We start from the raw sequence: 21,517 nt of genomic DNA on the forward strand, positions 1-21,517 counted from the left end.
TAGTAGTAGTGTGTGTTGATATGTTGAAAAGCCGGGGGAAGCATGTATTGGCGGTGCGAATGATGTGCATGGGAATGTTGGGATCTATGTAGAAAATGGGATGTTTTCCAGAATATTCCATAAGCTGGCCTCTATTCCACAGAAGTTAACAATCTTTCAACAGGGACAATGTGGATAAAAGTGAATGGCAGAATCCACAAGGGAACGTGGCGCGCGCGAGAAAAAAAGTGTCAAAATTTTGAGGGCTTCCTGGATGTCAGGAGTTCATCTCTTCCACGAGACTTTTTACCTTGTCTTCCAGGAAAGAATCTGATTGAAGTTCTTTCTCGATCTTTTTGCATGAGTGAAGGATCGTACTATGGTCCCTCCCGCCGAAGCGTTTCCCGATATCCACAAGAGAAAGCGATGTGATTTCACGGGACAGATAGACCGCTACATGTCTCGCCCTGACGATTTTGGCTATCCTCGTCTTCGCTTTCAACGATTCAACCGGCACATCAAACCTTCTTGCGACGGCACCCTGAATCGCTTTGACCGTTATCCCCTTGCCTGGAGATTTAATGATATCCCTGAGTACTTCTCTTGCCATATCCTCGTTGATGTCCTGGTTGGTCAGGCTGGCACAGGCAAGTATCTTTATAAGAGAACCTTCAAGTTCCCTTGTGTTGCTTTTGACGTTCTCTGCTATAAGATCGATCACAGAATCCGGAATATGGATTCGTTCGTTCTCGGTCTTTTTTCGTAAAATAGCTATCCTGGTCTCGAGATCGGGTGGTTGAATATCGGTGATAAGGCCCCATTCGAATCTTGAGGTAAGCCTCTCCTGAAGCGTGGGGATCTCTTTCGGTGGCCGGTCGCTTGTGCATACGATCTGTTTGTTGTTCTCGTGCAACGCGTTGAAAGTGAAAAAGAATTCCTCCTGGGTCCTTTCCTTGCCCGCAAGGAAATGTATATCGTCTATGAGCAGGATATCAACCTTGCGGTATCTTTCCTTGAACTCGTGAGTAACGCCGTTCCTTATTGAATGGATAAGCTCGTTCACGAAGCTTTCTGTAGAAACATACGAGATGCGCATCCAGGGATGCTCACTAAGGATGGAATGGCCGATAGCCTGTATCAGATGGGTTTTTCCGAGACCGGGGCCTCCGTATATGAAGAGGGGGTTGTAGGTCTTTGCCGGGGTCTCGGCGACGGAAAGCGCCGCGGCCTGAGCAAGACGGTTTCCGTTACCCACGACGAATTCAGAAAATGTATATCTGGCGTTAAGGTGTATCTTGTTCGGAAGAGTTATCGGATTCTGCACGAGCGTCTTTCTTTCAACCTGATTATCGGATCTAGGCTCACTGCGTGTCCTTGTCGGCAACGGAGATGTGAATTCCACCTTCAGAGCAAGGCCAAGAACATCTTCTGCTGCGGCAGCTATCCTGTTGCGGTGGTGTTCGGCAAGCCAGTCTATGAAGAAGGAATTGGGCCCTTCTATGGTGATTGTGGTCTCCGAGAGCTTTACAAGGCGAGTGGGAACGAACCACGTTTGAAAACTCTGGTGGTTGACGGTCTTCTCAAGATTGACAAGAACATCGTTCCATACCTGACCGAAATCTACCGTATTTATGTCTTTTTCCGCGCTCATCGTCCCCCGCACCGGAGAAAACACCACCCCGGGACAGCCACTGCAGCCCAAAGAACCATTTAAGGTTTTCCACAATTGTGGAAAACTCAGCAATTTCAATTGTTACAACAAGTACGACGGGTTTCCTGATATGTTGTCAAAGCGTTATCCACATTGTCTGTTTCAGGAGGAATGGTAAAAATCGATCCGGTCCCTAACTCCCCGGAAAGTGAACACTCCCCTCATCCCGCAGGCGGAAATGTATCACACGGAAAAAACCATATCAAGAATTTTTTACACAGATGAGGAAAATATTTATAAGACACTAGAACAAAATAAGATATGAGAGGGTTACTTTGGTGGTGTGTGGGGAAAAGGTGGGATGGGCGAAAAAGGAGTGAAAATGAAAATCAAAAGGCCGATATAATAAACGAGTTAAGGCCCCGAGCGATAAAAAGCTTGACATGAAGGTATAGTATTTCTATCCTACAGTGTTTATGTGGAACATCAGTTTAGATTCGGGGAACACTAGAAGAGGTAATAATGAAGCGCACATATCAGCCTCATAACAGAAGAAGGAAAAAGACCCACGGGTTCAGGAAGAGAATGAGTACCCAGAACGGTCGCGAGGTCCTCAAGAGAAGACGGTCAAAGGGAAGGAAACGTCTGGCCGTTTAGGTGTTGAGAACCGGAAAGAAGACCTTGCCCGATGTCCCAATGTGGATTAAAGAAAACCAGCCAATTCAGGCAGGTATACAGGGAAGGCAGAAGAGAGGCCGGGGAGAGAATCACGATTCTTTATATTACAAGAAATGATGGAGGGATCGTACCCGGGTTCGTGGCGAGCAAAAAAAATGTAGGAAAGGCCTATCAGCGTAACAGGGCAAAGAGGCAGATGAGGGAAATATTCAAGAGGCTTGAAGGCAGAATCGTTCCAGAGGACATCTGGATCGTCTTCATAGCGACGTTTCGCCCCGGAGAGGCAACATTCAGGGAACTTTTGGAAGATGTAGAGCGCTCTTTAGCAAGGGCGGGATTGATATTAAATTGCGGATGATATCGAGAATTCTGACAATATTTGGCTTGTTTGCCATAAAGGTCTACAGAACAGCGGTTTCTCCGTATATCGCGCCAGCCTGCAAGCATACACCTTCCTGTTCACAATACGCCGAGGAAGCACTGAAAAAATATGGTTTCTTCAAGGGCGGCCTGAAAGCTTTCTGGAGGCTACTAAGGTGTAATCCCTTCTCTGCCGGCGGTTACGACCCGGTTCGCTGATAAAAACTGTTCAATAAGAAGGAAGGAAAGTCGGGAATGGATAAACGCTCATTTCTTGCTATCGGTGTAACGTTTGCGATCCTGCTTGTCTGGCAGGTATTCTATGTGATGCCCAAGCAGAGAGAGGCAACAAGAAGGAAAGTAGTCCAGCTGAGGGAGCAGACAGTCGCCGATTCTCTGGAGAATGTGGAGGCAGGGCTGGCGGAAATCCGGGAAGCCGACGAAAGGGAAAGGCCTGCCGACTTGCCCGAGAACGGAAACAGTGAAGATCTGAAGAGCCAGGGCAGCGAATCGGTAGAAGCCTGGCAGGTCGAAGGCGGATTTTTCTCTACTTCAAGAGAGACATCTTCAAAACAGTTCACAATCGAAAATGAAAAGATGAAAGTCGTTCTCTCCACAAAGGGCGCCAAGGTTGAAAGCCTGAAGCTGCCCGGGTTCAGGAGAAAAAACGGTGAGGAAGTAGAACTCGTACCGGCCGAAAAGGGCGGAGGACTGGCTCTGGCTCTCGAACACCAGGGAGTGTGGAAAAGCCTGTCAGAGGTGGATTTTACAGTCACTGTGAATGGAACGCAGCCGATGGCAGGAGAGACGATCATACTGTCGGACCAGCTTGAGAGAGCAGATGTGGTGTTCTCCCGGGCCGGGAAGGCTGGAGAGAGGGTCGAGAAAAAATATTCGTTTACAAGGGACGGATTCGAGGTCGGCCTGAGCGTGGGCATCACCAGAGAAGGCGAGCTGAGAGAGACCTCCTCCTGGGCTTTATCCTGGGATGCCGGGATCGAGTTGAATGAGAAGAACAAAAAGGACGAGATTCGCCAAATTGCCTCGATGGGCATGGTTGGAGAAGATTTCCACAAGGAATCATCTGGGAAATTCGGCAAGACAGACCGCAAGGAACAGGACGGCACGATTATATGGGCCGGGGCGCGGTCCAAGTATTTCCTTGCTGCCGTTCTAGCAGAGGACCAGAAATCCGGTACGCTTGCATTGATCGGTGACAAAGAGACGAACAGGGCGGGCTTTGCCCTTGAGTACCCCTTCCGGGGAGACCCGAGGCGCCTGGACGACTCGTTTGTCTGCTATTTCGGGCCGCTGGACATGGAGGGGTTGAAGTTTTACGGGGTAGGCCTCGAAAAGTCGATCGAGATGGGTAAGCTCAGGTTTTTCAGTGTGTTCGTGCTGAAACTGATGCTCTGGATGAAGAAATTCATACCAAACTACGGTCTCATTATTATCATCCTTTCGATCTTGACGAAAGTGATCTTCTACAGGCTGACGCATAAAAGCTTCAAGTCGATGAAAGACATGCAGAAGCTTCAGCCGAAGCTGAAAGCTCTTCAGGATAAGTACAAGGATGATAAGGAAAAACTGAACAAGGAGACTATGAAGATGTACAAGGAGGGAGGAGTCAACCCGCTTGGTGGTTGCCTGCCGCTCCTCTTTCAGATGCCGGTTTTCATAGCATTGTTCAATGTTCTGAGGAATACAATAGAGTTAAGGGACGCGCCGCTAGGGTTGTGGATAAACGACCTTTCGACGCCGGATGTCCTGTTCGATTTTGGTGTAAACCTGCCTCTTCTGGGCAGTGAGTTTCACTTGCTCCCCATACTTATGGGTGTAGCGATGGTTGTTCAGACGAAACTGGGTGGGACCCCGGAGGGTAGTACGGGGCCAGCTTCGCAGACGAAGATGATGCAGACGATGATGCCGATCGTATTCACATTTATTTTCTACGGAATGCCCTCAGGGCTTGTTCTGTACTGGTTGATAAACAACATCCTGTCGATCATCCAGCAATATTTTGTACATAAGGCGATAGACGCCGAAGAAGCAGCAGCGGAGGAGGCCGCAACAAAAACGTAAAAGGACCGACAATAGACTTTTACCGGAAAGCCCCGGATGTGGGCTCCGGGCTGGAATGGAGATCAATAAGTTCAGGTAGAATAATAAGCTGAACAGGATCATGCTTACAATATCGACTGGGAAAAAGGGAGAGTAATATGAACAGGCCGGAAAAGACAGAATCAGGAAAGAGGACGATCGAGACCACAGGAAAGACCGTTGAAAAGGCCCTTGCGAAAGCGATGAAAGAACTTGCAGCGAAAGTGGAAGATGTCGACATCGAGATCATCGAGGCTGGATCAAAGGGTGTACTCGGCATATTCGGAGCGAAAGAAGCAAAAATAAAGGCAACGTTAAAAAGAAGCTCGGCGGGCGTCGAAGAGGTGGCCGACGAAGTAACGAAGCTTATAATGAGTTGTCTGGATGTTAATTACAGACTGTTTTCAGATATTCTGGATGATACGACATATATAAATATCGAAACAGCCGGAGTGGACGGGCTGTTGATAGGCAGAAAGGGAGATACGCTGAGCTCCCTGCAGCATCTGGTTGGCCGGATAGTATCCCGGAAGCTCGGTGGGTATCAGAGGCTGACCCTCGATGTCGGCGGGTATCTGAAAAACAGACAGGAGATCCTGAAGCAGAAGGCAGTGAAAGCAGCCGAAAGGGCGCGACAGACGAACAGAGATGTCGGACTGGAACCCATGAAAGCCTCGGAGAGACGGATAGTACACCTGGCCCTTACAGATATCGAAGGTATTTCAACATACACGGTCGGCAACGGCGAGATGCGGAAAGTATTCGTTGCTCCAGAACATGGAGCGGAGAGAAAAAACCGCTATAACAGAAGATAAGCTATGGACGGTGAGACTGTAGTAGCCCTGGCAACGCCGCCCGGCGAATCGGGGATCGCAGTTGTGCGGATCTCCGGAAAGCGGGCAGTGGACATAATCGAGGGGATGTCGCCCGGTGCGGCCGGGTGGAAATCCCACGAGATGCACCTTTCGCGCCTTGGAAACATAAATGGCGAGATCCTGGATGAGGCTCTCGCCGTTTGCATGCTGGCACCGAATTCATATACAGGAGAAGATGTCGTTGAGATCTCATGCCACGGAAGCATGCACGTCACGGGCGCTATAATCGAAGATATCATCTCAAGGGGCGCTGAACAGGCAGGACAGGGAGAATTCACAAAAAGGGCTTATCTTAACGGACGAATGGACCTTGTCCAGGCGGAAGCAGTTGCGGATCTCATCTCTTCCGAGACGAGACTTCAGAGCAGAGTGGCGCTTGCGCATCTGGGAGGAAGTCTTTCGAGGAAAATGGTAGAGATAGAAAACGGGCTTCTGGGACAGCTTGCGCTTGTGGAGGTGTCGATTGATTTCAGCGAGGAGGATATCGAGACCTGGTCAGCTGAGAGGCTGACGGAAATATCTGTGGAGACAAGAGGGAAGATAAGTGTCCTGTTGGAATCCGAGATGGCAGGAAGAAAGCTGAGACAGGGTATAAGGATAACCATACTGGGTCCGAGAAACGCAGGGAAAAGTTCTCTCTATAACGCCCTTATTGGAGAAGAGAGAGCCATAGTCAGCGAGATCCCGGGGACGACGAGGGATGTTTTGAGGGAAAGGATCCACATAGGGGGGTTGACATATTACCTTGAGGATACTGCGGGGATAGCTGATACAGGCTGTGAGATCGAGGCGCGGGGGATCTCGATGGGCAGAGAGGCGGCAAGGGGGGCAGACATCGTTCTTTTCGTTCTGGATGGAAGCCATAGATCCAGGGCCGAAGATAGGGAAGAATTGCGCAATGTGAGCGCGGTCGAGCATATAGTCGTGTTGAACAAATCAGATCTCGGGCTGGCCGAGTCGACGGCGGATGTTGCCGGGAGATTTGGAGAGGCAGATGTAATAGCAGTATCCGCGCTTGGCGGAGAAGGGTTGGCCGATCTTCGAAGCGCCATTTTCGGAAGAACGGTCGGGGGCGATATCTCAAAGCTGGAAAAAGAAAGGATAGCCCTGAACACGAGGCAGAGCAACGCTCTGAAGGATGTGTCGGCCGCGCTGGCGAGGATGGAGAAGGAGATAGAACGGAAAGCCGGGCCTGAGATAGTAAGCATGGAACTCCGCGAGGCTATTGACGCGTGTGGGAAGGTTACCGGCAGGTCTGTGAGCCAGGACCTTCTGGACACGGTCTTTTCAAGGTTTTGTATAGGTAAATAGTTGCAGACAATTAAGATATAAGTATAACAGGAATAATTACTGATAGTTTATGGATAATAGATATGAAATAATAGTTGTCGGAGGAGGCCATGCCGGATGCGAGGCTGCCCTGGCTGCCGCAAGGATGGGTATCTCGACATTGCTGGTGACTATAAGCGAGGCTGATATAGCACGGATGCCGTGCAATCCGGCCATAGGAGGTCTGGCGAAAGGACAGCTGGTCCGAGAGATCGACGCTCTGGGGGGAGAGATGGGTGTCTGTATCGACAGCGCGGGCATACAGTTCAGAATGTTGAACCGGGGGAAAGGGCCCGCCGTCTGGTCACCAAGAGCTCAGGCCGACAAGAAGATATACCACGAAAAAATGCTCACGACTCTTCGTGAATGCAGGAATCTCGAACTCATGGAAGCGGAGGTGTCGAGGCTCGAAGTATCGGGAGGCAAGGTGACTGGAGTTGTAGTCGCGGGAGGCACGACGGTAGCGGCGGAAAAAGTCATCCTGGCCCTGGGGACATTTCCAAACGGGCTTATGCATATAGGGGAGAAGCAGATACCGGGTGGTCGGGAAGGAGAGCCGCCTTCGTGCTCACTTTCAGACGCGATGTCAGAACTCGGGCTGGAACGAAAAAGGCTAAAAACGGGGACTCCGGCCAGGCTGGCGAGGGACACCATCGATTATTCCTGCTGCGAAGAACAGCCCGGAGACCCGGAGCCCATGCCATTTTCCTTCAGGACCGACAGGCTCGAAGTCGACCAGGTAAGCTGCCATATAACATATACAGGTGAGAAGACTCACGAACTGATAAAGAAGAATATCGGGAGATCGCCGTTGTTCTCCGGGCAGATAGAGGGTGTCGGGCCGAGGTATTGTCCATCGATCGAGGACAAGGTGGTCCGCTTTCCGGATAGACAGAGGCACCAGATATTTCTGGAGCCGGAGGGCAGGGATAGCGAAGAGATATATATTAATGGTATGTCGACAAGCCTTCCTGTCGATGTCCAGGCTGAAATGATCTCATCGGTGCCGGGCCTGGAGAACGCAAGGATCATCCGGTACGGGTATGCGATAGAATATGATTTTTTTCCTCCATGGCAGATCCATTCGACCCTGGAATCGCGAAAGATCGGTGGACTTTACATGGCAGGGCAGGTCAACGGTACTTCGGGGTACGAGGAAGCTGCGGCACAGGGGCTTTGGGCGGGGATAAATGCGGTCCTGGATATAAGGGGCGATCTTCCATTCAGACTTGGAAGACACCAGGCATACGCTGGCGTGATGGTAGATGACCTGATAACAAAGGATATTGATGAACCTTACAGGATGTTCACCTCAAGAGCGGAACACCGGCTTCTCCTGCGGCAGGACAACGCGGACGAAAGGCTGATGAGGTATGGGGCCAGGTTCGGGCTTCTGGAGCGGAAGATGTGGGAGGAGATGATCGACCGCAAAAAGAATGTACATAATGCTGCTCGAAGGCTGGAGAGAATAATGATATCTGCAAGCGACGCAAGCAACATCCTTGAAAGATCAGGGGCGCCGGGAGTGAAAGAGGCGAAAAGGGCATCAAAACTTCTTCAGAGGCCGGAGCTTGGGATCGAAGACCTCGAAGCGGTTCTGCCAGAAGGGCTTCGAGGCCTCTCCAAGAGAGAGAAGGAGATGCTCTCAATCGACCTTAAGTACGAGGGATACATAAAGAGACAGAAAAAAACGGCCCAGAAGATCATGAGAATGGACAAGACGCGCATTCCGGACAAGTTTTCATTTGAGATAGACGCGCTAAGTATGGAAGCGAGGGAAAAGCTGGAGAAGTTCAGGCCCGAGACACTGGGGCAGGCATCGAGGATCACAGGGGTGAGGAATTCGGACCTTTCGGTGCTCATGGTCTATCTCGGGCGGCATTTCCCCGATGGGGAGGATAGGCAAGGCTCCGGGGCGGGAGAAGCCAACTCCTTCCGAAGAAAAGGTAAAGGGGGCGGGAGATGAGTGACGCAAAAGACGAGCACGAAAAGATCGTGGGGGCGATTCTCGAAGGATCTCCTTTCGGGTTACAGGACAATGCCCTTGTCATGCTGAACCACTTTGTGTCGGAGTATCTACACTGGGGCCGCAGCATACATCTTGTAAGCAGGCGTGACCCCGGCTCTTCTCTGGCCACCCAGATTGTAGAATCACTGTTTATGCTGGATTTCGCCGGGAACCTGCTTTCCGGGAGAGGTGGTGGACCTTTTCAGGTCGCTGATGTCGGTTCGGGTTACGGATTTCCGGGCCTGGTGTGGAGCCTGGTGCGGGAGGACATGGATATAACGCTGGTAGAAAGAAAAGAAAAATGTGTCTCCTTCCTGGAGATGATGATCTCGAGGATCGGCATGGGAAGGGTCCAGGTGATGAGGGCCGATGCGGGAAAGATTGATATACCACAGAGGTTCGATCTGGTGACGACAAAGGCGGCCGGCAGGCTTTCCGACGCCATCCCCATCGTATCCGGCCTGATGAATGATGATGGGCTTTACGTTACGATAAAGGAGGCGGCCTGGGAATGGGAAGTGGATGGGTTAGATTTGCGTGGGATGGTGCTGGTCTCCAGAGAGGATCTTCCGGGAAAGACCGGGGTATTGCTGGCATTTGGAAAAGAGGGCTGGGACGATACGCGATGATTCCACCGAAAAGCATGCTTTTTTAGTCCCTCGACGAGATGATCGCAGTTGGATCCCGGTGTTTCATGTGAAACATTTATCCCCGGTAGCCCGCCGACGCCTTGCCGGGTGTTTCACGTGAAACAGGCACTGGGGGAAGCGAAGGACACTTTTTAATTGATTTCCACGACGGGCCTGTCTATAATCCTGTAGGCCCCACAATTATCCGAGGAGAAAAATATGCGTCATATTTCGTGGTATTTCAAGGCATTAGTGGTTTGTGTCGTGTTTGCCGGGGTCGCCGGTTGTGACGACTCGGTGGACTTTAAAAACGCTACTCCGGGGAGCATTACCATAACAAAGGATCTTTGTTATCTGTCGGGAGGGGACGTAGTCGAGCTTAACTCTTCCGCCACCGATCCCGACGAAGACGAGATCTCTTTCGGCTGGGCGGCTACAGGGGGAGTTTTTAGTCCGGTTTCCGGCGAGGGGCGCAGCGTGACCTGGACGGCGCCGACAGAATCCGGGACATATACGCTGACCTTGAGTGTCTTCGACGGAATCGATACGGGAAGCAAGTCGATCGATATCGAAGTCGGCGAGGTGATACTTCTGCTGCCCGGGAGCAACGAATATTTCGATAACGGATCATACTATATATACAGTCAGGCGGCACATATTACGGTCAGGTTCCTGACGTCTCTAATCCTCCACGAGGGCGTAACCATCATATTCGACAACGAATATGCAGGCATTACTGTCGAAGGAGATTTCCAGGCTCTCGGGAAACCGGGCAACCCGGTTGTTTTAAGGACAAACTATTGTCCAGGAGATTCGGAAGAAGAATGGGAGGGAGTCAAGTTTCAGGGCGAACACGCAATCGGTATAATGAAATATTGTGAGATCAGCAATGCTTACACCGGTGTTTCTGTGCGGGACTATGCGACAGTCACCCTTGATACGATCAGCATATCTGATAGTGCAGAATTCGGTATCGAGATATACAACATGTCTAATGTAGAGATAACAGGGTGTAAAATATGGGATAACGGCCGCGGAATACGCAGTAACGATTCCGATGTCACGATCAGGAATTCGTCGATCCGATACAATTACCAGTTTGGAATACATGCCGGCGGAGAAGCCGCTCCAAATCTGGATATAGAATACAGCAACGTCTCGAACAATGTTGAAGGGTTCCTTCTCTCCGACGCCGCACGGCCGCGGGTCAAAAACTGCTCGATATTCTTAAATGAGGCTGGGATTAACAAATATGGGGTCCGGCTTTATGAATACGATGGTGGAGGGGTGCTTGATTTTACAGAAAACTTCTGGGGAGAGACCACATACGGTTCAATAGCGGCCATGATACATACACAGGGTGGTAACGCTACGGTTGATTTTAGTGACTGGCTGGATGAATCCCCGGCGGAAAACTAGAGGAAAGACAATTTATATGAAGGGTAAGATGGGAAAAATAATAGCGATAGCCAATCAGAAGGGTGGGGTCGGGAAGACGACTACGGCCGTCAACCTGAGTGCCAGCCTGGGAGTGCTGGAAAAGAAGGTCCTTCTCGTTGACAGTGACCCCCAGGCCAACGCCAGCAGCGGCCTGGGAGTGAGGGCCCTGGAAGGCGACAAAACGGTATATGAAGTGCTTATAGGAGAAGCTGAGGCGGGCAATGTCATTGTCAATACAGAGCTTATGGACTTGCTCCCTTCACATCCCAGGCTGATAGGCGCCGAGATCGAGCTTGTTTCCCAGATAGCCCGTGAGAGAAAATTGAAATCAGCCCTGATGGGAATAAGAGAAAGATACGATTTTGTCATAATAGATTGCCCACCAAGCCTCGGGCTTATTACCCTCAATACACTTACGGCGGCTGATTCGATCCTTATCCCGATCCAGTGTGAATATTATGCACTCGAGGGGTTGAGCCAGCTGCTCAGCACCATAAGGATGGTACAGAAACACCTCAATCCCGACCTTGCGATAGAAGGTGTCCTGCTGACCATGTTCGACAAGCGGTTAAGGCTTTCCAGCCAGGTGGCTGACGAAGCAATATCATATTTTGGAGAAAAGGTGTATGACAGCATCATTCCCAGAAATGTCAGGTTGAGCGAATGTCCGAGTTTCGGGATGCCTGTGATCCTCTACGATGTACAGAGTTCGGGAGCTAAAAGCTATCTGAAGCTGGCGACTGAACTGATCGAGAAGCAGAATTCGGGTTCGGCAGAGATAGCTGCCAGTGGGGGAGGTGGATGATTTGAGAAAGAAAGTTCTTGGTCGAGGCTTGGAAGCTCTTATCTCACAAGACCTTAAAGATAGCATTGCGGAGACTGAGCGAGTCCGGGAGATCGAGCTTGGAGAGATAGATCCCAACCCTCACCAGCCGAGGGACCACTTCGACGACAGGCATCTGGATGAGCTGGCCGAATCTATAAAAAAGAATGGTGTACTTCAGCCCGTGGTCGTCAGGAGGGCTGGAGACAGATATCAGCTGATCGTGGGCGAGAGAAGGCTCAGGGCTTCAGGAATTGCCGGAAAGAATACAATTCCTGCCATAGTACGGAATGTCGATGACGATGACGCGCTGAAGCTGGCTCTGTTGGAGAACCTGCAGAGAGAGGATCTTAATCCGATAGAAGAAGCAAGGGGATATATCGCCCTCAGGCAGCGTACCGGATTGTCTGACAAGGAGATAGCAGCAATACTTGGAAAGAACAGAAGTACTGTCGCGAATACTATAAGGCTTCTTAACCTGCCCGCCGAAGTGGTCGGGCTGATCGAGGAAGGTCGTCTCAGGGCGGGCCATGCCAGGGCCATACTCTCGGTCGATGGTGAAAAGGAACAGATAGCGTGGGCTAGAAAGGTCGTTGAGGACGGATTTACGGTGAGAGATATAGAGCTGGCCGTGAAACCGGAAAAGAAGAAAAGGCGCAGGAAAAAGAGTGCAAGCCGTGATCCGGTCCTTGCGGAGTTCGAGGAAAGGCTTGAGACAGTGCTTGGTACAAGGGTGAGGATCCTCCCGAGAAAAAAAGGAGGACTGATCACAATTGAGTTCTTCTCCGACGATGACCTCGAGAGCATCCTGGAGAGGATAGGAGTAGATATCACCCTTTAGGTTCAAGCGGCTCCGGAGTCGCATAGGGCGGAAGATCGGGAATAAGATGGAAAAAGAGACATTCTCCATTATCGTCGTACCTCACGATATCAAAAAGACGAGGACCTACAAGGTCCCCTACAGGACGTTTTATACCGTAACAACGTTTCTTGCGATAGGGCTTGTTGCAATGGTTGTTTTTCTAAGCACTTACGGAAAACTGCTGGTAAAGACGCGGGAGACTCTCATGCTCGAGCGACAGGTGAGAGAGTTGACGGTAAGGAATGAGAAGATAAGCGAGGTCATCCGAAATCTTTCGGAGATACATGCTATGGATCTGAAAGTGAGAGGGATGCTTGGCCTCGATATAGCAGAAGAAGACAGGCGGGCACTTGATAGCACATCACCGGCGGTAACTGCCGGAGAAACACAGCTTGAGAATGAAAAAACACAGATGCTGAGGGCGATACCCAGCTTTTGGCCTGTAAGAGGCTTTATTACAAAAGGTTACAACCTTGGGCGAGGGGAAGGAGACCCCACATATCATCCGGGGATCGACATTGGTGTGGAGCGGGGAGTGCCTGTGCGAGCGGCAGCTTCCGGGGTAGTGATCGATGTGGGGTGGGACGATATCTACGGATATATTGTTCAGATAGACCATGGGTACGGAATAAAAACTCTTTACGGACACAACGACAGGCTGGTAGTAATAAAGGGAGAACGGGTGGGTCGGGGACAGACGATAGCCCACGCTGGAAGCACGGGAAGGAGTACAGCTCCGCACCTGCATTTCGAGGTCACACAGGATAACATCCAGGTGGACCCTTTAAAATACCTTTTAAAATGAGGTCAATAGATGAAAAAAAAGAATCAGATGAAAGGATTCTCAAAATTCACGAAAGAGGGTGAAGAAATGAACGGAGAAGGAAAGATGAATTCAATTATTGGGCAAGGGTGCAAGATCAAAGGTACGATCGATGTCAAGGAAGGTACTCTCAGGGTCGACGGAGAATTTGAGGGGACGATTAATTGTCCGGGAACTCTGGTCGTAGGTAAGGACGGAAAGGTCAATGCCGACGTGAATGTTGCAAGCGCTGTCATAGGCGGGAAGGTAAACGGAAATATAGACGCCAGGGAAAAGATCGAACTGCAGGCCGGGTCAAGGCTCGAAGGCGATATCAAGACTACGAGGCTTGTGATCGATGAAGGTGTGTTTTTCGAGGGCTCCTGCAAGATGAGTCCGGACAACAAAACGGCAACTCCGTCACATGTGCCCGGGAAAGAAGAGGCGCAAAAAGACAAAAAAAGCAATTCGAATGCTTGGGCTAAATAGGAATAGATGCTTAATAACAAGAATGCCGGGTGTCGCAAATGTGCGGAATGTGTTGATGTGACAAGCTGACCGATGCATCAAATTAGATGTGAAGCGCGGACACACAGAGCAATTAGATAATAAGAAGCGGGAGCCCCCGGAGGCTCCCGCTTTCGTGCAGGCTATTCAGATCATTTGATGTTGACCTTTATCTCCTTCGGGATCGCCTTTTCGGTCTTCGGCACGGTGATGTTCAATACGCCGTTTTTGTACTCCGCATCGACTCCTTCCGGCTCGGTATTGTCGGGGAGAGTAAAAGACCTCTCGAAGCTTCCACAGTGTCTTTCGCAAAGATGATAGTTCTTCTCTGTCGCCTTCTCTTCTTTCTTCTTCTCGCCCCTTATCGTGAGGATGTTCTCCTGGACTTCGATGCTGATCTCGTCTTTGTCCCTTCCGGGTATTTCGGCCGATATCTCATAATTGTTCTCATGCTCCTGAATATCGACCCTGGGTGTCCAACCGCGATAGTCAGTGTCAAGCCTCCTTCTGTTCACCAGGAAAAGATTGTTGAAAATATCGTCCATCTCACCCTGAAGGGTCTTGAGGCCCGTCGTTTCCGGGTACCATCTCATCAGTCTCATTCTGCACCTCCACTTTTACTTCTGCCTTTAGATCTTGTTTCCGATTCTTAAGCCTGTTGTCCGGACTTGGTAACAGTCAGGGCATGAGGCGTGCCAGAAAACAGTGTTATAACGCAACACATTATATAACAACAGAATAGAAAGTACTCGGGTATGCCGATCTCGCCGTGGCGAGCGACTGGCTGCCACGCTGCCACAACGCGCTGCCACAATTGACGGCCGTGGCGTGCTGGGGCTGCCAGAATGGCATGTCTTTTATTGTCTGGTATGGCGGAAATGAGAAACCTGACAGACCCGGGATCGTCAATGAAGTTGCGGAAGGCAGGCTGTTAAGGGGCTAAAAGAAAGATAAAGAGGCTGCTGCATCATGCCGAAAAACCAGAAGGAGGATTATAAGGAAAGTTTTCTGACAGACGACAGGAAAAGAAATTAAATGAAGGTAATTAACTACATAATACTCTTTTTGAGTCTTCTCGTTATTCCTGCCATAGAAGGTGAATTAGATATAATAAATAGGACTAACATGATATTAGATGCCGAGAAAAACAATTTGGACCCGAACAGAGATGAGGCCGGGTATATGCTTCTTGAGCATATGGTGGAAGAAGCGAATTATTTTATTCCTGCAGTCGATGATCGATTACAGGGGGGGGACAGGTCCGAAAAAAGCAGAAGTGTTACTCTCTCATCTTCGATAGATCCAGGTCCTTCAATTCCGGGAGTCCGTGATCCTCTATGGGATCAGATGTGGGGGTGGCGTGCTGCGGGGCTCGAGGAGGCTTGGAAGCACGCGACGGGAGAAGGCGTGACTATAGCGATAATAGACACTGGATGCGACCTCGGACATCCCGACCTGGAGAAGTCTTTATGGACAAACGAAATGGAATTTTCGGGACTGCACGGGGTCGATGATGACGGAAATGGGTATATCGATGATCTGCACGGGTATGATTTCGTGTCTGTGTCAGAACAATCGATGGTTGAAGGAGAGGATGGATGGCCTCCGGACGGAGATCCAGGAGATACAAACGGCCATGGCACACATGTAGCGGGAATAATCGGTGCCGTCGCCGGAAACGGACTGGGGATAGAGGGGGTTGCTCCTCGATGCCGGCTGATGATACTTCGAGCGGCCTACACCGACCTGTATGGAGCCGGGGCTCTATCCGGGCATGATGTAGCAGAAGCTATAAGGTATGCAGTCGCTATGGGTGCCGATGTGATTAACATGAGTTTCGGGGGGGGGTATTCTGAAGAGATACACCGGGAGATAATTATTGCGGAGAAGGAAGGCATCGTCCTCGTGTCTTCTGCTGGAAACAACGGGGCTGGATCTGAACTTTTTCCCGCTTCATGTCTTGAGACGATCGCTGTGGGCGCTTCAGATCCAAACGGAAATCCTGCTATTTTCTCCTCCTGCGTTCCGGGCGTCGATTGCCTGGCACCTGGAGTATCTGTGATTTCGACCGGACCAGGCGGGTACGCGGTGAGAAGCGGCACATCTACGGCGGCGCCGTTTGTATCTGGGACGGCGGCACTCATACTTTCCGGACCAGAGCCTGTTCCCCTGGAAATGGTGAGAGGAAGGATCCTTTCGGGATGTCTGCGTGAAGGATCAGACGATGAGATCCTCTACGGGTGCAGAGGTTGCGGTAATATCCGGGCCGACCTGTCGATCGCCGCGAACACGCGCTATTTCGCTGTTCCGGAAAGTTCGGAATTAATTACAGATGATATATCGGACTGTGGAATCTATCCGCCCGGGCGAAAGTTCATATTAATTGTGAGGGCGAGAAATCTTCTCGAACGTATCGAGGGTGGACAGATTCAGATCGAGCCAGACAGGGAAGGTATTTTCACGGTCGCCCCGGTAGTGAGTGAGCAGATCGATCTGGGAACGGACGAGATCTTTGAAGCCCGGTACGAGTTGGTATCTCTGGTCCCCATCGATGAGGGGGAGATGATCGGGTTCAGATTCTCACTGGTATGTGATGGGGAGATCCAGACAACAGGGATAGATCAGCAGGTCCCGGCAGCTCCTCGTTATACAAGTGGGGCGGTGGCTCTGTTTGAAATGCCGGGGGACGGAAACGGGGCGGCAGATCCGGGAGAGAGGATAGAACTGGAAATAGAGATATACGGTCCGGACGACGGAGGAACAATATCATCCTGCCTTGATGTCTCGGAAATATCCACCGTAGGGAGCGGGTTTCTGGTATCGGAAGCAGTTTTGAACGGGGAAGGACGGGCTTTGCTCAGCTTTGAATTCGTTATAGCAGATTTGAACGAGGACAGGCCGGATCTTTCCCTTTCGGGCTCTGTCCCGGCATATCTTCCGCTTTCAATAGAGGGTGAAGATGCCCGGAATACGACGGAGATACCGTTATGGATATCATACCGCGGAGATGCCTTTACATCCGATCCCCCCGTCTGTTTCCAGGGGGGAGGCGCTCATACGGGGATCTTCCATGATGGGCCGGGCACCGACTTGAAAATGAAATGGAATTACGATATTCCAGGAACGGGAAGCATAGTCTGTCAGCCCGCGGTCTCCAGAAAAATGGTCTTTGCGGCAAGAAGAGAAGGCGAAAAGAGTGTTGTATACGCAGTCGACAGGGCTTCCGGAGGATTCCTCTGGAGGAGAAAGCTGCCGGGTGAATGCAGGCACGCGCCACGGTCGATGCTCTGGGCAGGGGGAGTCCTTTTTGTGCCATCGGGACGATATCTCTGTGCCGTGGACTGTGAGACTGGAGCAATCGTATGGTCGCGGACCGTGGGTGTCGAAGAGGGGTGGAAATATACGGCCGGTGAACCGGTGGGTGACCAGGATGTGATCGTCTGTACATTCCACTGTCCGGAAACGGGAGCAGATGACATCGTCATGGCTATGGATCGTCTGACGGGTAACAGGCTCTGGATCGACAGGGATCATGAGATGGTCTATGGAACGGCTCCTCCGGCGTTAGACAGGACAGAGCTTGTGGTGGTCGATCTGGCCGGAAGGATGGCAGCCTTCGATATCAGCTCGGGAAGACGGCTGTGGACGATAGAGACCGGGATCTCCCCTGGATTCCCACTGATGATCTCCTCCCATGCGGCTATCATATGTGGAGGAGGCGGAAGGATCGGTGCCTTTCTGATCGAAGACGGTATGGCACTATGGGAATGTGAAACGGGTGCAATACCACAGGGTCCTCCCTGCTTGACGCCAGACGGGATGATGACGGTCGTCGTAAGGACCGGACTCGTTCCCGGCATTCTTCGGATCGGGCCATCGGGAGATCTCGATTCTCCCCTGGCGGAGATAGGAGGGTATGGGTTCTCCGGGGCGATCTCGTCAGGAGGGATGATTTTTTCCGGAAGGGAAGACGGCAGGATAGGGATCTATTCCACTGCCGGGGAGTCGATAGCGGAGGTTCCGATAGCTCCGGGCGAAGATGCCGCAGCGAAGTTGCCGTTTATAAGTGGAGAAGAACTTTATGTATGTGTGAATACGAACGGCAGGGATATTCTGATAGCATTGGCCCATTCTGGCGGGCAGGCACCTTCCGTTCGGGGCAGGATCGTGAACTACCCCAACCCCTTCAATCCTTCGACTACCATCCGATTCATCAATGGCTCGGGCGGGCATGTGAGGCTGCGTGTGTTCGATGTGGCCGGGAGGCTGGTGAGGACGATTGTCGATGAATTCCTTCCTGCCGGACCCGGCGAATATACCTGGGATGGTCTGACAGAAAAGGGAAGTGTCGCGTCGTCGGGTGTCTTCTTCGCTATGCTCGAGTGCCCGGACGGGACCTTCACACGCAAGATACTATTGTTGAAATAGGCTTAAGCCTGCAAAAATAATGGAACAAGGTGGGCTTTTGGCGTATAAAAGATATTGAAGGCTCCGCTTTCTGACGGAGCCTTAAGAGTCATTAATGACATGGGCCGCCGCCTGAAGGAGGAAAATTGTCTCTCAGGAGTCCGATAACACTGATACTGATGATAGTCATGCTGCTGTCCGGCTGTGGTGGTGGGAAGGTGACAGAGTACTCCATTGAGCAGTTCCTCGATTACAGGATAGTCGCCGGAGGTTCTTTTTCTCACGACGAGACGAAACTGCTGTTCACTATGGACAGCATGGAGACTTTCAACGCCTGGACGGTCCCGGTCGCCGGCGGGAAACCGGTCACCCTGACCGATTCGAGGAAGGCTCCAGTGTTTGCCCTTTCATATTTCCCCGATGACGACAGGTTTCTTTTCCTGTCCGATAAAAGCGCCAGGGGCAATTACCATTTATATCTCATGGATGAAAACGGAGATGTGACCGATCTCACACCGGAAAAGAAAGCCCGGGCAGTTTTCTATGGCTGGACCCGCGACAGAAAACATATGATCTTCGGGTCGAACAAGAGGGATCCGAGATTTACAGATATATACCTGATGAATGTCGAGAAGATGAAGCCGAAGATGATATTTTTAAATGACAGGGGATACAATTTCGGGCATCTCTCGTCAAATATGAGATACATGTCGTTCTCCCGGTACAGGACGGAACATGACTCGCAGATGTATATATACGACAGGGACACGGGTGAGATGAAAGACATATCCCGCCATACAGGCGAGGTACATTATCAGCCCCTCGAGTTCTGCAGCGAGTCGAGATATCTATATTACCTTACAAACAGTGGGAGCGAGTTCCGGTACCTTCGCAGATACGATCTGGCAACCGGCGAGAGCGAGACTGTCGAGACGGCGGAATGGGATATCGTATATTCGTATTTCTCATATGACGGCAAGTACAGGATGACCGGAATAAACGTGAACGGAAAGACAGAGATCAGGATCTATGACGAGACTACTGGCGAAAGGGTGGAGATACCGGAAGCCCCGACCGGAGAGATCTCAAATGTCGGATTCTCGCGAAGCGGAAGGTATATGAAGTATTCGGTCAACAGTCCGCATTCGCCGAACGATCTTTACGTCTATGATTTCCAGACTGGACGACACACGAGGGTGACCCGGGCGATGAACCCGGAAATAGATATGGCAGACCTTGTGGATGCCGTGGCGGTCAGGTACAGGTCTTTCGACGGTGAGGTCATCCCGGCTGTATTGTACAAGCCGAAGAAGATCAGGGCAGGGGACCGCGTCCCGGCGCTGGTCTACGCTCATGGTGGCCCCGGAGGCCAGTCAACATTCAGGTACAAGGCATTATTCCAGTATATGGCTAACCATGGCTATGTGGTCCTGGCGCCGAACAACCGCGGCAGCAACGGGTATGGAAAGAGATTCCTTTCTCTGGATGACAGGAAGCACGGGCGTGACGATCTACAGGATCTTATCGAAGGAAAGAACTGGCTCATCAAAACAGGCTATGTAGACCCCGAAAGGATAGGGATCATCGGTGACAGTTACGGTGGATTCCTGGTGCTCTCCGCGATGGCTTTCCATCCGTCTGAATTCGCCGTCGGTGTCGATCTGTTCGGGATAGCGAACTGGATAAGGACTCTCAGGGACCTTCCCTCGTACTGGGAAAATTACAAGGATGCCTTTTATCGTGAAATGGGTTATCCTGACAAGGATGAGGAGTACCTCAGAGGCATTTCTCCCATCTATCACGCAGAACGGATAACGGACCCGCTCATGGTGATACAGGGGGGGAAGGACAACTGGGTGCTGAAGGTCGAGGCAGAAGAGGTGGTCGACACGGTGAAGCGGGGAGGAGTCGACGTCGAATACATGCTGTTCGAAGATGAGGGACACGGGTTTTCCGGGAAGACCAACCGGTTGAAGGCTTACAGGGGGATCCTCGAATTTCTGGACAGGCATCTGAAAGACACGAAAAAATAAAACATAAACAGGAGAGACCGATCTGATGAATTCGCAAGGCGACGCGGAGATACTGCAAAAATTCGAGCATGCCTGCGGGCAGTTGAAGGGCCAGATAGCAAAAGTGATCATCGGGCAGGAAAGAGTAGTCGATGAACTGGTAATGGCCCTTTTCACTGGAGGCCACTGCCTCCTGGTCGGAGTGCCGGGATTGGCCAAGACACTTCTTGTCTCGACCGTGGCGGACTGCCTTGGCCTCGGGTTTTCGAGGATACAGTTCACCCCGGACCTGATGCCGAGCGATATTATGGGAACCGAAGTGCTGGAGGAGGATAAGGCTGCCGGGAACAGGGTGTTCAGATTCATCCGTGGCCCGGTCTTTGCGAATGTTGTCCTTGCCGATGAGATCAACAGGACACCTCCCAAGACACAGGCGGCGCTGCTGCAGGCGATGCAGGAGTACGAGGTGACGGTCGGGGGCAAGACGCACATGCTCGGACGGCCATTCTTTGTCCTGGCGACACAGAATCCAATCGAGCTCGAGGGTACATACCCGCTGCCCGAGGCGCAGCTGGACAGGTTCATGTTTAATATCCAGGTCGATTACCCGTCAGAAGAAGAGGAACTCAGGATCGTCGAGACTACGACTACTTCTGTTCCTGACAAGCCGGAGAAGGTACTCAGCGGAGCGGAGATAGTAGAGATCCAGCAGATGTTGATGAAGGTCCCTGTCTCTGAAAAGGTACTTTCCTACGGTGTCAGACTCGTCAGAGCGAGCAGGGGAAGCGAATTTCCGGATATCAGCCAGTACCTTTCCTGGGGCGCCGGGCCCCGGGCGGGCCAGTACCTCATGCTGGGAGCAAAGGCGAGAGCTGTCATGACCGGCAGGACCACACCCGATATCGAGGACATCCGTGCCGTGGCCAGACCGGTGCTCCGGCACAGGCTCGTAACGAACTTTCATGCCGAAGCCGATGGAGTGACGACTGAAGATCTCGTCGGCCGCCTGCTGGAATCTGTGCGGCCCTGAGACCAGGGATTGAAACGCGGGGCAG

General features: G+C 51.4%; 18 protein-coding genes. 16 read left to right on the forward strand and 2 right to left on the reverse strand.

Going from position 1 to position 21,517, the window contains the following annotated elements; translation table 11 throughout:
* Nucleotides 1–256: 256 nt before the first annotated feature.
* The gene (dnaA, locus tag KOO63_11215) at nt 257–1,630 is read right to left on the reverse strand and encodes a chromosomal replication initiator protein DnaA (protein ID MBU8922375.1); all 1,374 of its coding nucleotides are present in this window, start codon (nt 1,628–1,630) and stop codon (nt 257–259) included.
* Between the two features lie 522 nt (nt 1,631–2,152).
* Between dnaA and rpmH the strand changes: the two genes are divergently transcribed.
* The 13 genes from rpmH (at nt 2,153) to KOO63_11280 (ending at nt 14,025) form a co-directional block, all read left to right on the forward strand.
* Nucleotides 2,153–2,287, forward strand: a complete 135-nt coding sequence (gene rpmH / locus KOO63_11220) for a 50S ribosomal protein L34 (GenBank protein ID MBU8922376.1) — start codon at nt 2,153–2,155, stop codon at nt 2,285–2,287.
* Nucleotides 2,288–2,318: 31 nt separating this feature from the next.
* Nucleotides 2,319–2,666 (forward strand): ribonuclease P protein component, encoded by a 348-nt coding sequence (rnpA, locus tag KOO63_11225; protein MBU8922377.1) that lies wholly within the window; start codon nt 2,319–2,321, stop codon nt 2,664–2,666.
* Entirely contained in the window at nt 2,663–2,887 is a 225-nt protein-coding gene (yidD, locus tag KOO63_11230; protein MBU8922378.1) for a membrane protein insertion efficiency factor YidD, read from the forward strand. Before rnpA ends, yidD begins: the two co-directional genes overlap by 4 nt.
* Nucleotides 2,888–2,923: 36 nt before the next feature.
* Nucleotides 2,924–4,750 carry a membrane protein insertase YidC gene (gene yidC, locus KOO63_11235; GenBank protein ID MBU8922379.1) on the forward strand — a complete coding sequence of 609 codons (1,827 nt, stop codon included), beginning with the start codon at nt 2,924–2,926 and terminating at the stop codon, nt 4,748–4,750.
* Between the two features lie 137 nt (nt 4,751–4,887).
* Entirely contained in the window at nt 4,888–5,583 is a 696-nt protein-coding gene (locus KOO63_11240; GenBank protein MBU8922380.1) for a Jag N-terminal domain-containing protein, read from the forward strand.
* Between the two features lie 3 nt (nt 5,584–5,586).
* A complete protein-coding gene (gene mnmE, locus KOO63_11245; GenBank protein MBU8922381.1) occupies nt 5,587–6,954 on the forward strand; it encodes a tRNA uridine-5-carboxymethylaminomethyl(34) synthesis GTPase MnmE in 1,368 nt (455 codons plus the stop codon).
* A 49-nt stretch (nt 6,955–7,003) separates the two neighbouring features.
* Nucleotides 7,004–8,938 carry a tRNA uridine-5-carboxymethylaminomethyl(34) synthesis enzyme MnmG gene (mnmG, locus tag KOO63_11250; GenBank protein ID MBU8922382.1) on the forward strand — a complete coding sequence of 645 codons (1,935 nt, stop codon included), beginning with the start codon at nt 7,004–7,006 and terminating at the stop codon, nt 8,936–8,938.
* On the forward strand, nt 8,935–9,609 hold the full coding sequence (locus tag KOO63_11255; GenBank protein ID MBU8922383.1) for a 16S rRNA (guanine(527)-N(7))-methyltransferase RsmG: 675 nt from the start codon (nt 8,935–8,937) through the stop codon (nt 9,607–9,609). Before mnmG ends, KOO63_11255 begins: the two co-directional genes overlap by 4 nt.
* Nucleotides 9,610–9,828: 219 nt before the next feature.
* Entirely contained in the window at nt 9,829–11,028 is a 1,200-nt protein-coding gene (locus KOO63_11260; protein MBU8922384.1) for a right-handed parallel beta-helix repeat-containing protein, read from the forward strand.
* A 28-nt stretch (nt 11,029–11,056) separates the two neighbouring features.
* Nucleotides 11,057–11,854 carry an AAA family ATPase gene (locus KOO63_11265; protein ID MBU8922385.1) on the forward strand — a complete coding sequence of 266 codons (798 nt, stop codon included), beginning with the start codon at nt 11,057–11,059 and terminating at the stop codon, nt 11,852–11,854.
* A gap of 1 nt (nt 11,855) precedes the next feature.
* The gene (locus tag KOO63_11270; protein MBU8922386.1) at nt 11,856–12,713 is read left to right on the forward strand and encodes a ParB/RepB/Spo0J family partition protein; all 858 of its coding nucleotides are present in this window, start codon (nt 11,856–11,858) and stop codon (nt 12,711–12,713) included.
* 46 nt (nt 12,714–12,759) lie between these two features.
* Nucleotides 12,760–13,539, forward strand: coding sequence for a M23 family metallopeptidase (locus KOO63_11275; GenBank protein MBU8922387.1), 780 nt, complete (start codon nt 12,760–12,762; stop codon nt 13,537–13,539).
* 9 nt (nt 13,540–13,548) lie between these two features.
* A complete protein-coding gene (locus tag KOO63_11280; GenBank protein ID MBU8922388.1) occupies nt 13,549–14,025 on the forward strand; it encodes a polymer-forming cytoskeletal protein in 477 nt (158 codons plus the stop codon).
* A gap of 170 nt (nt 14,026–14,195) precedes the next feature.
* On the opposite strand, the gene KOO63_11285 is transcribed toward KOO63_11280, so the two are convergent.
* Nucleotides 14,196–14,645 (reverse strand): Hsp20/alpha crystallin family protein, encoded by a 450-nt coding sequence (locus KOO63_11285; protein MBU8922389.1) that lies wholly within the window; start codon nt 14,643–14,645, stop codon nt 14,196–14,198.
* A gap of 433 nt (nt 14,646–15,078) precedes the next feature.
* Here KOO63_11285 and KOO63_11290 point away from each other — a divergent pair, with 433 nt between their 5' ends.
* The 3 genes from KOO63_11290 to KOO63_11300 all read left to right on the forward strand — a co-directional run bounded on the left by KOO63_11290 (nt 15,079) and on the right by KOO63_11300 (nt 21,492).
* Nucleotides 15,079–18,471 carry a S8 family serine peptidase gene (locus KOO63_11290; GenBank protein MBU8922390.1) on the forward strand — a complete coding sequence of 1,131 codons (3,393 nt, stop codon included), beginning with the start codon at nt 15,079–15,081 and terminating at the stop codon, nt 18,469–18,471.
* 125 nt (nt 18,472–18,596) lie between these two features.
* Entirely contained in the window at nt 18,597–20,483 is a 1,887-nt protein-coding gene (locus KOO63_11295; protein MBU8922391.1) for a S9 family peptidase, read from the forward strand.
* A gap of 25 nt (nt 20,484–20,508) precedes the next feature.
* On the forward strand, nt 20,509–21,492 hold the full coding sequence (locus KOO63_11300; protein ID MBU8922392.1) for a MoxR family ATPase: 984 nt from the start codon (nt 20,509–20,511) through the stop codon (nt 21,490–21,492).
* Nucleotides 21,493–21,517 lie beyond the last annotated feature (25 nt).

It is taken from the genome of Candidatus Latescibacterota bacterium (assembly GCA_019038625.1).
Lineage (GTDB): Bacteria > Krumholzibacteriota > Krumholzibacteriia > Krumholzibacteriales > Krumholzibacteriaceae > JAGLYV01.

Coding starts and splice junctions, on each gene's coding strand:
- dnaA (MBU8922375.1), bottom strand. CDS start 1,630: ATGAGCGCGGAAAAAGACATAAATACGGTAGATTTCGGTCAGGTATGG.
- rpmH (MBU8922376.1), top strand. CDS start 2,153: ATGAAGCGCACATATCAGCCTCATAACAGAAGAAGGAAAAAGACCCAC.
- rnpA (MBU8922377.1), top strand. CDS start 2,319: ATGTCCCAATGTGGATTAAAGAAAACCAGCCAATTCAGGCAGGTATAC.
- yidD (MBU8922378.1), top strand. CDS start 2,663: ATGATATCGAGAATTCTGACAATATTTGGCTTGTTTGCCATAAAGGTC.
- yidC (MBU8922379.1), top strand. CDS start 2,924: ATGGATAAACGCTCATTTCTTGCTATCGGTGTAACGTTTGCGATCCTG.
- KOO63_11240 (MBU8922380.1), top strand. CDS start 4,888: ATGAACAGGCCGGAAAAGACAGAATCAGGAAAGAGGACGATCGAGACC.
- mnmE (MBU8922381.1), top strand. CDS start 5,587: ATGGACGGTGAGACTGTAGTAGCCCTGGCAACGCCGCCCGGCGAATCG.
- mnmG (MBU8922382.1), top strand. CDS start 7,004: ATGGATAATAGATATGAAATAATAGTTGTCGGAGGAGGCCATGCCGGA.
- KOO63_11255 (MBU8922383.1), top strand. CDS start 8,935: ATGAGTGACGCAAAAGACGAGCACGAAAAGATCGTGGGGGCGATTCTC.
- KOO63_11260 (MBU8922384.1), top strand. CDS start 9,829: ATGCGTCATATTTCGTGGTATTTCAAGGCATTAGTGGTTTGTGTCGTG.
- KOO63_11265 (MBU8922385.1), top strand. CDS start 11,057: ATGGGAAAAATAATAGCGATAGCCAATCAGAAGGGTGGGGTCGGGAAG.
- KOO63_11275 (MBU8922387.1), top strand. CDS start 12,760: ATGGAAAAAGAGACATTCTCCATTATCGTCGTACCTCACGATATCAAA.
- KOO63_11280 (MBU8922388.1), top strand. CDS start 13,549: ATGAAAAAAAAGAATCAGATGAAAGGATTCTCAAAATTCACGAAAGAG.
- KOO63_11285 (MBU8922389.1), bottom strand. CDS start 14,645: ATGAGACTGATGAGATGGTACCCGGAAACGACGGGCCTCAAGACCCTT.
- KOO63_11290 (MBU8922390.1), top strand. CDS start 15,079: ATGAAGGTAATTAACTACATAATACTCTTTTTGAGTCTTCTCGTTATT.
- KOO63_11300 (MBU8922392.1), top strand. CDS start 20,509: ATGAATTCGCAAGGCGACGCGGAGATACTGCAAAAATTCGAGCATGCC.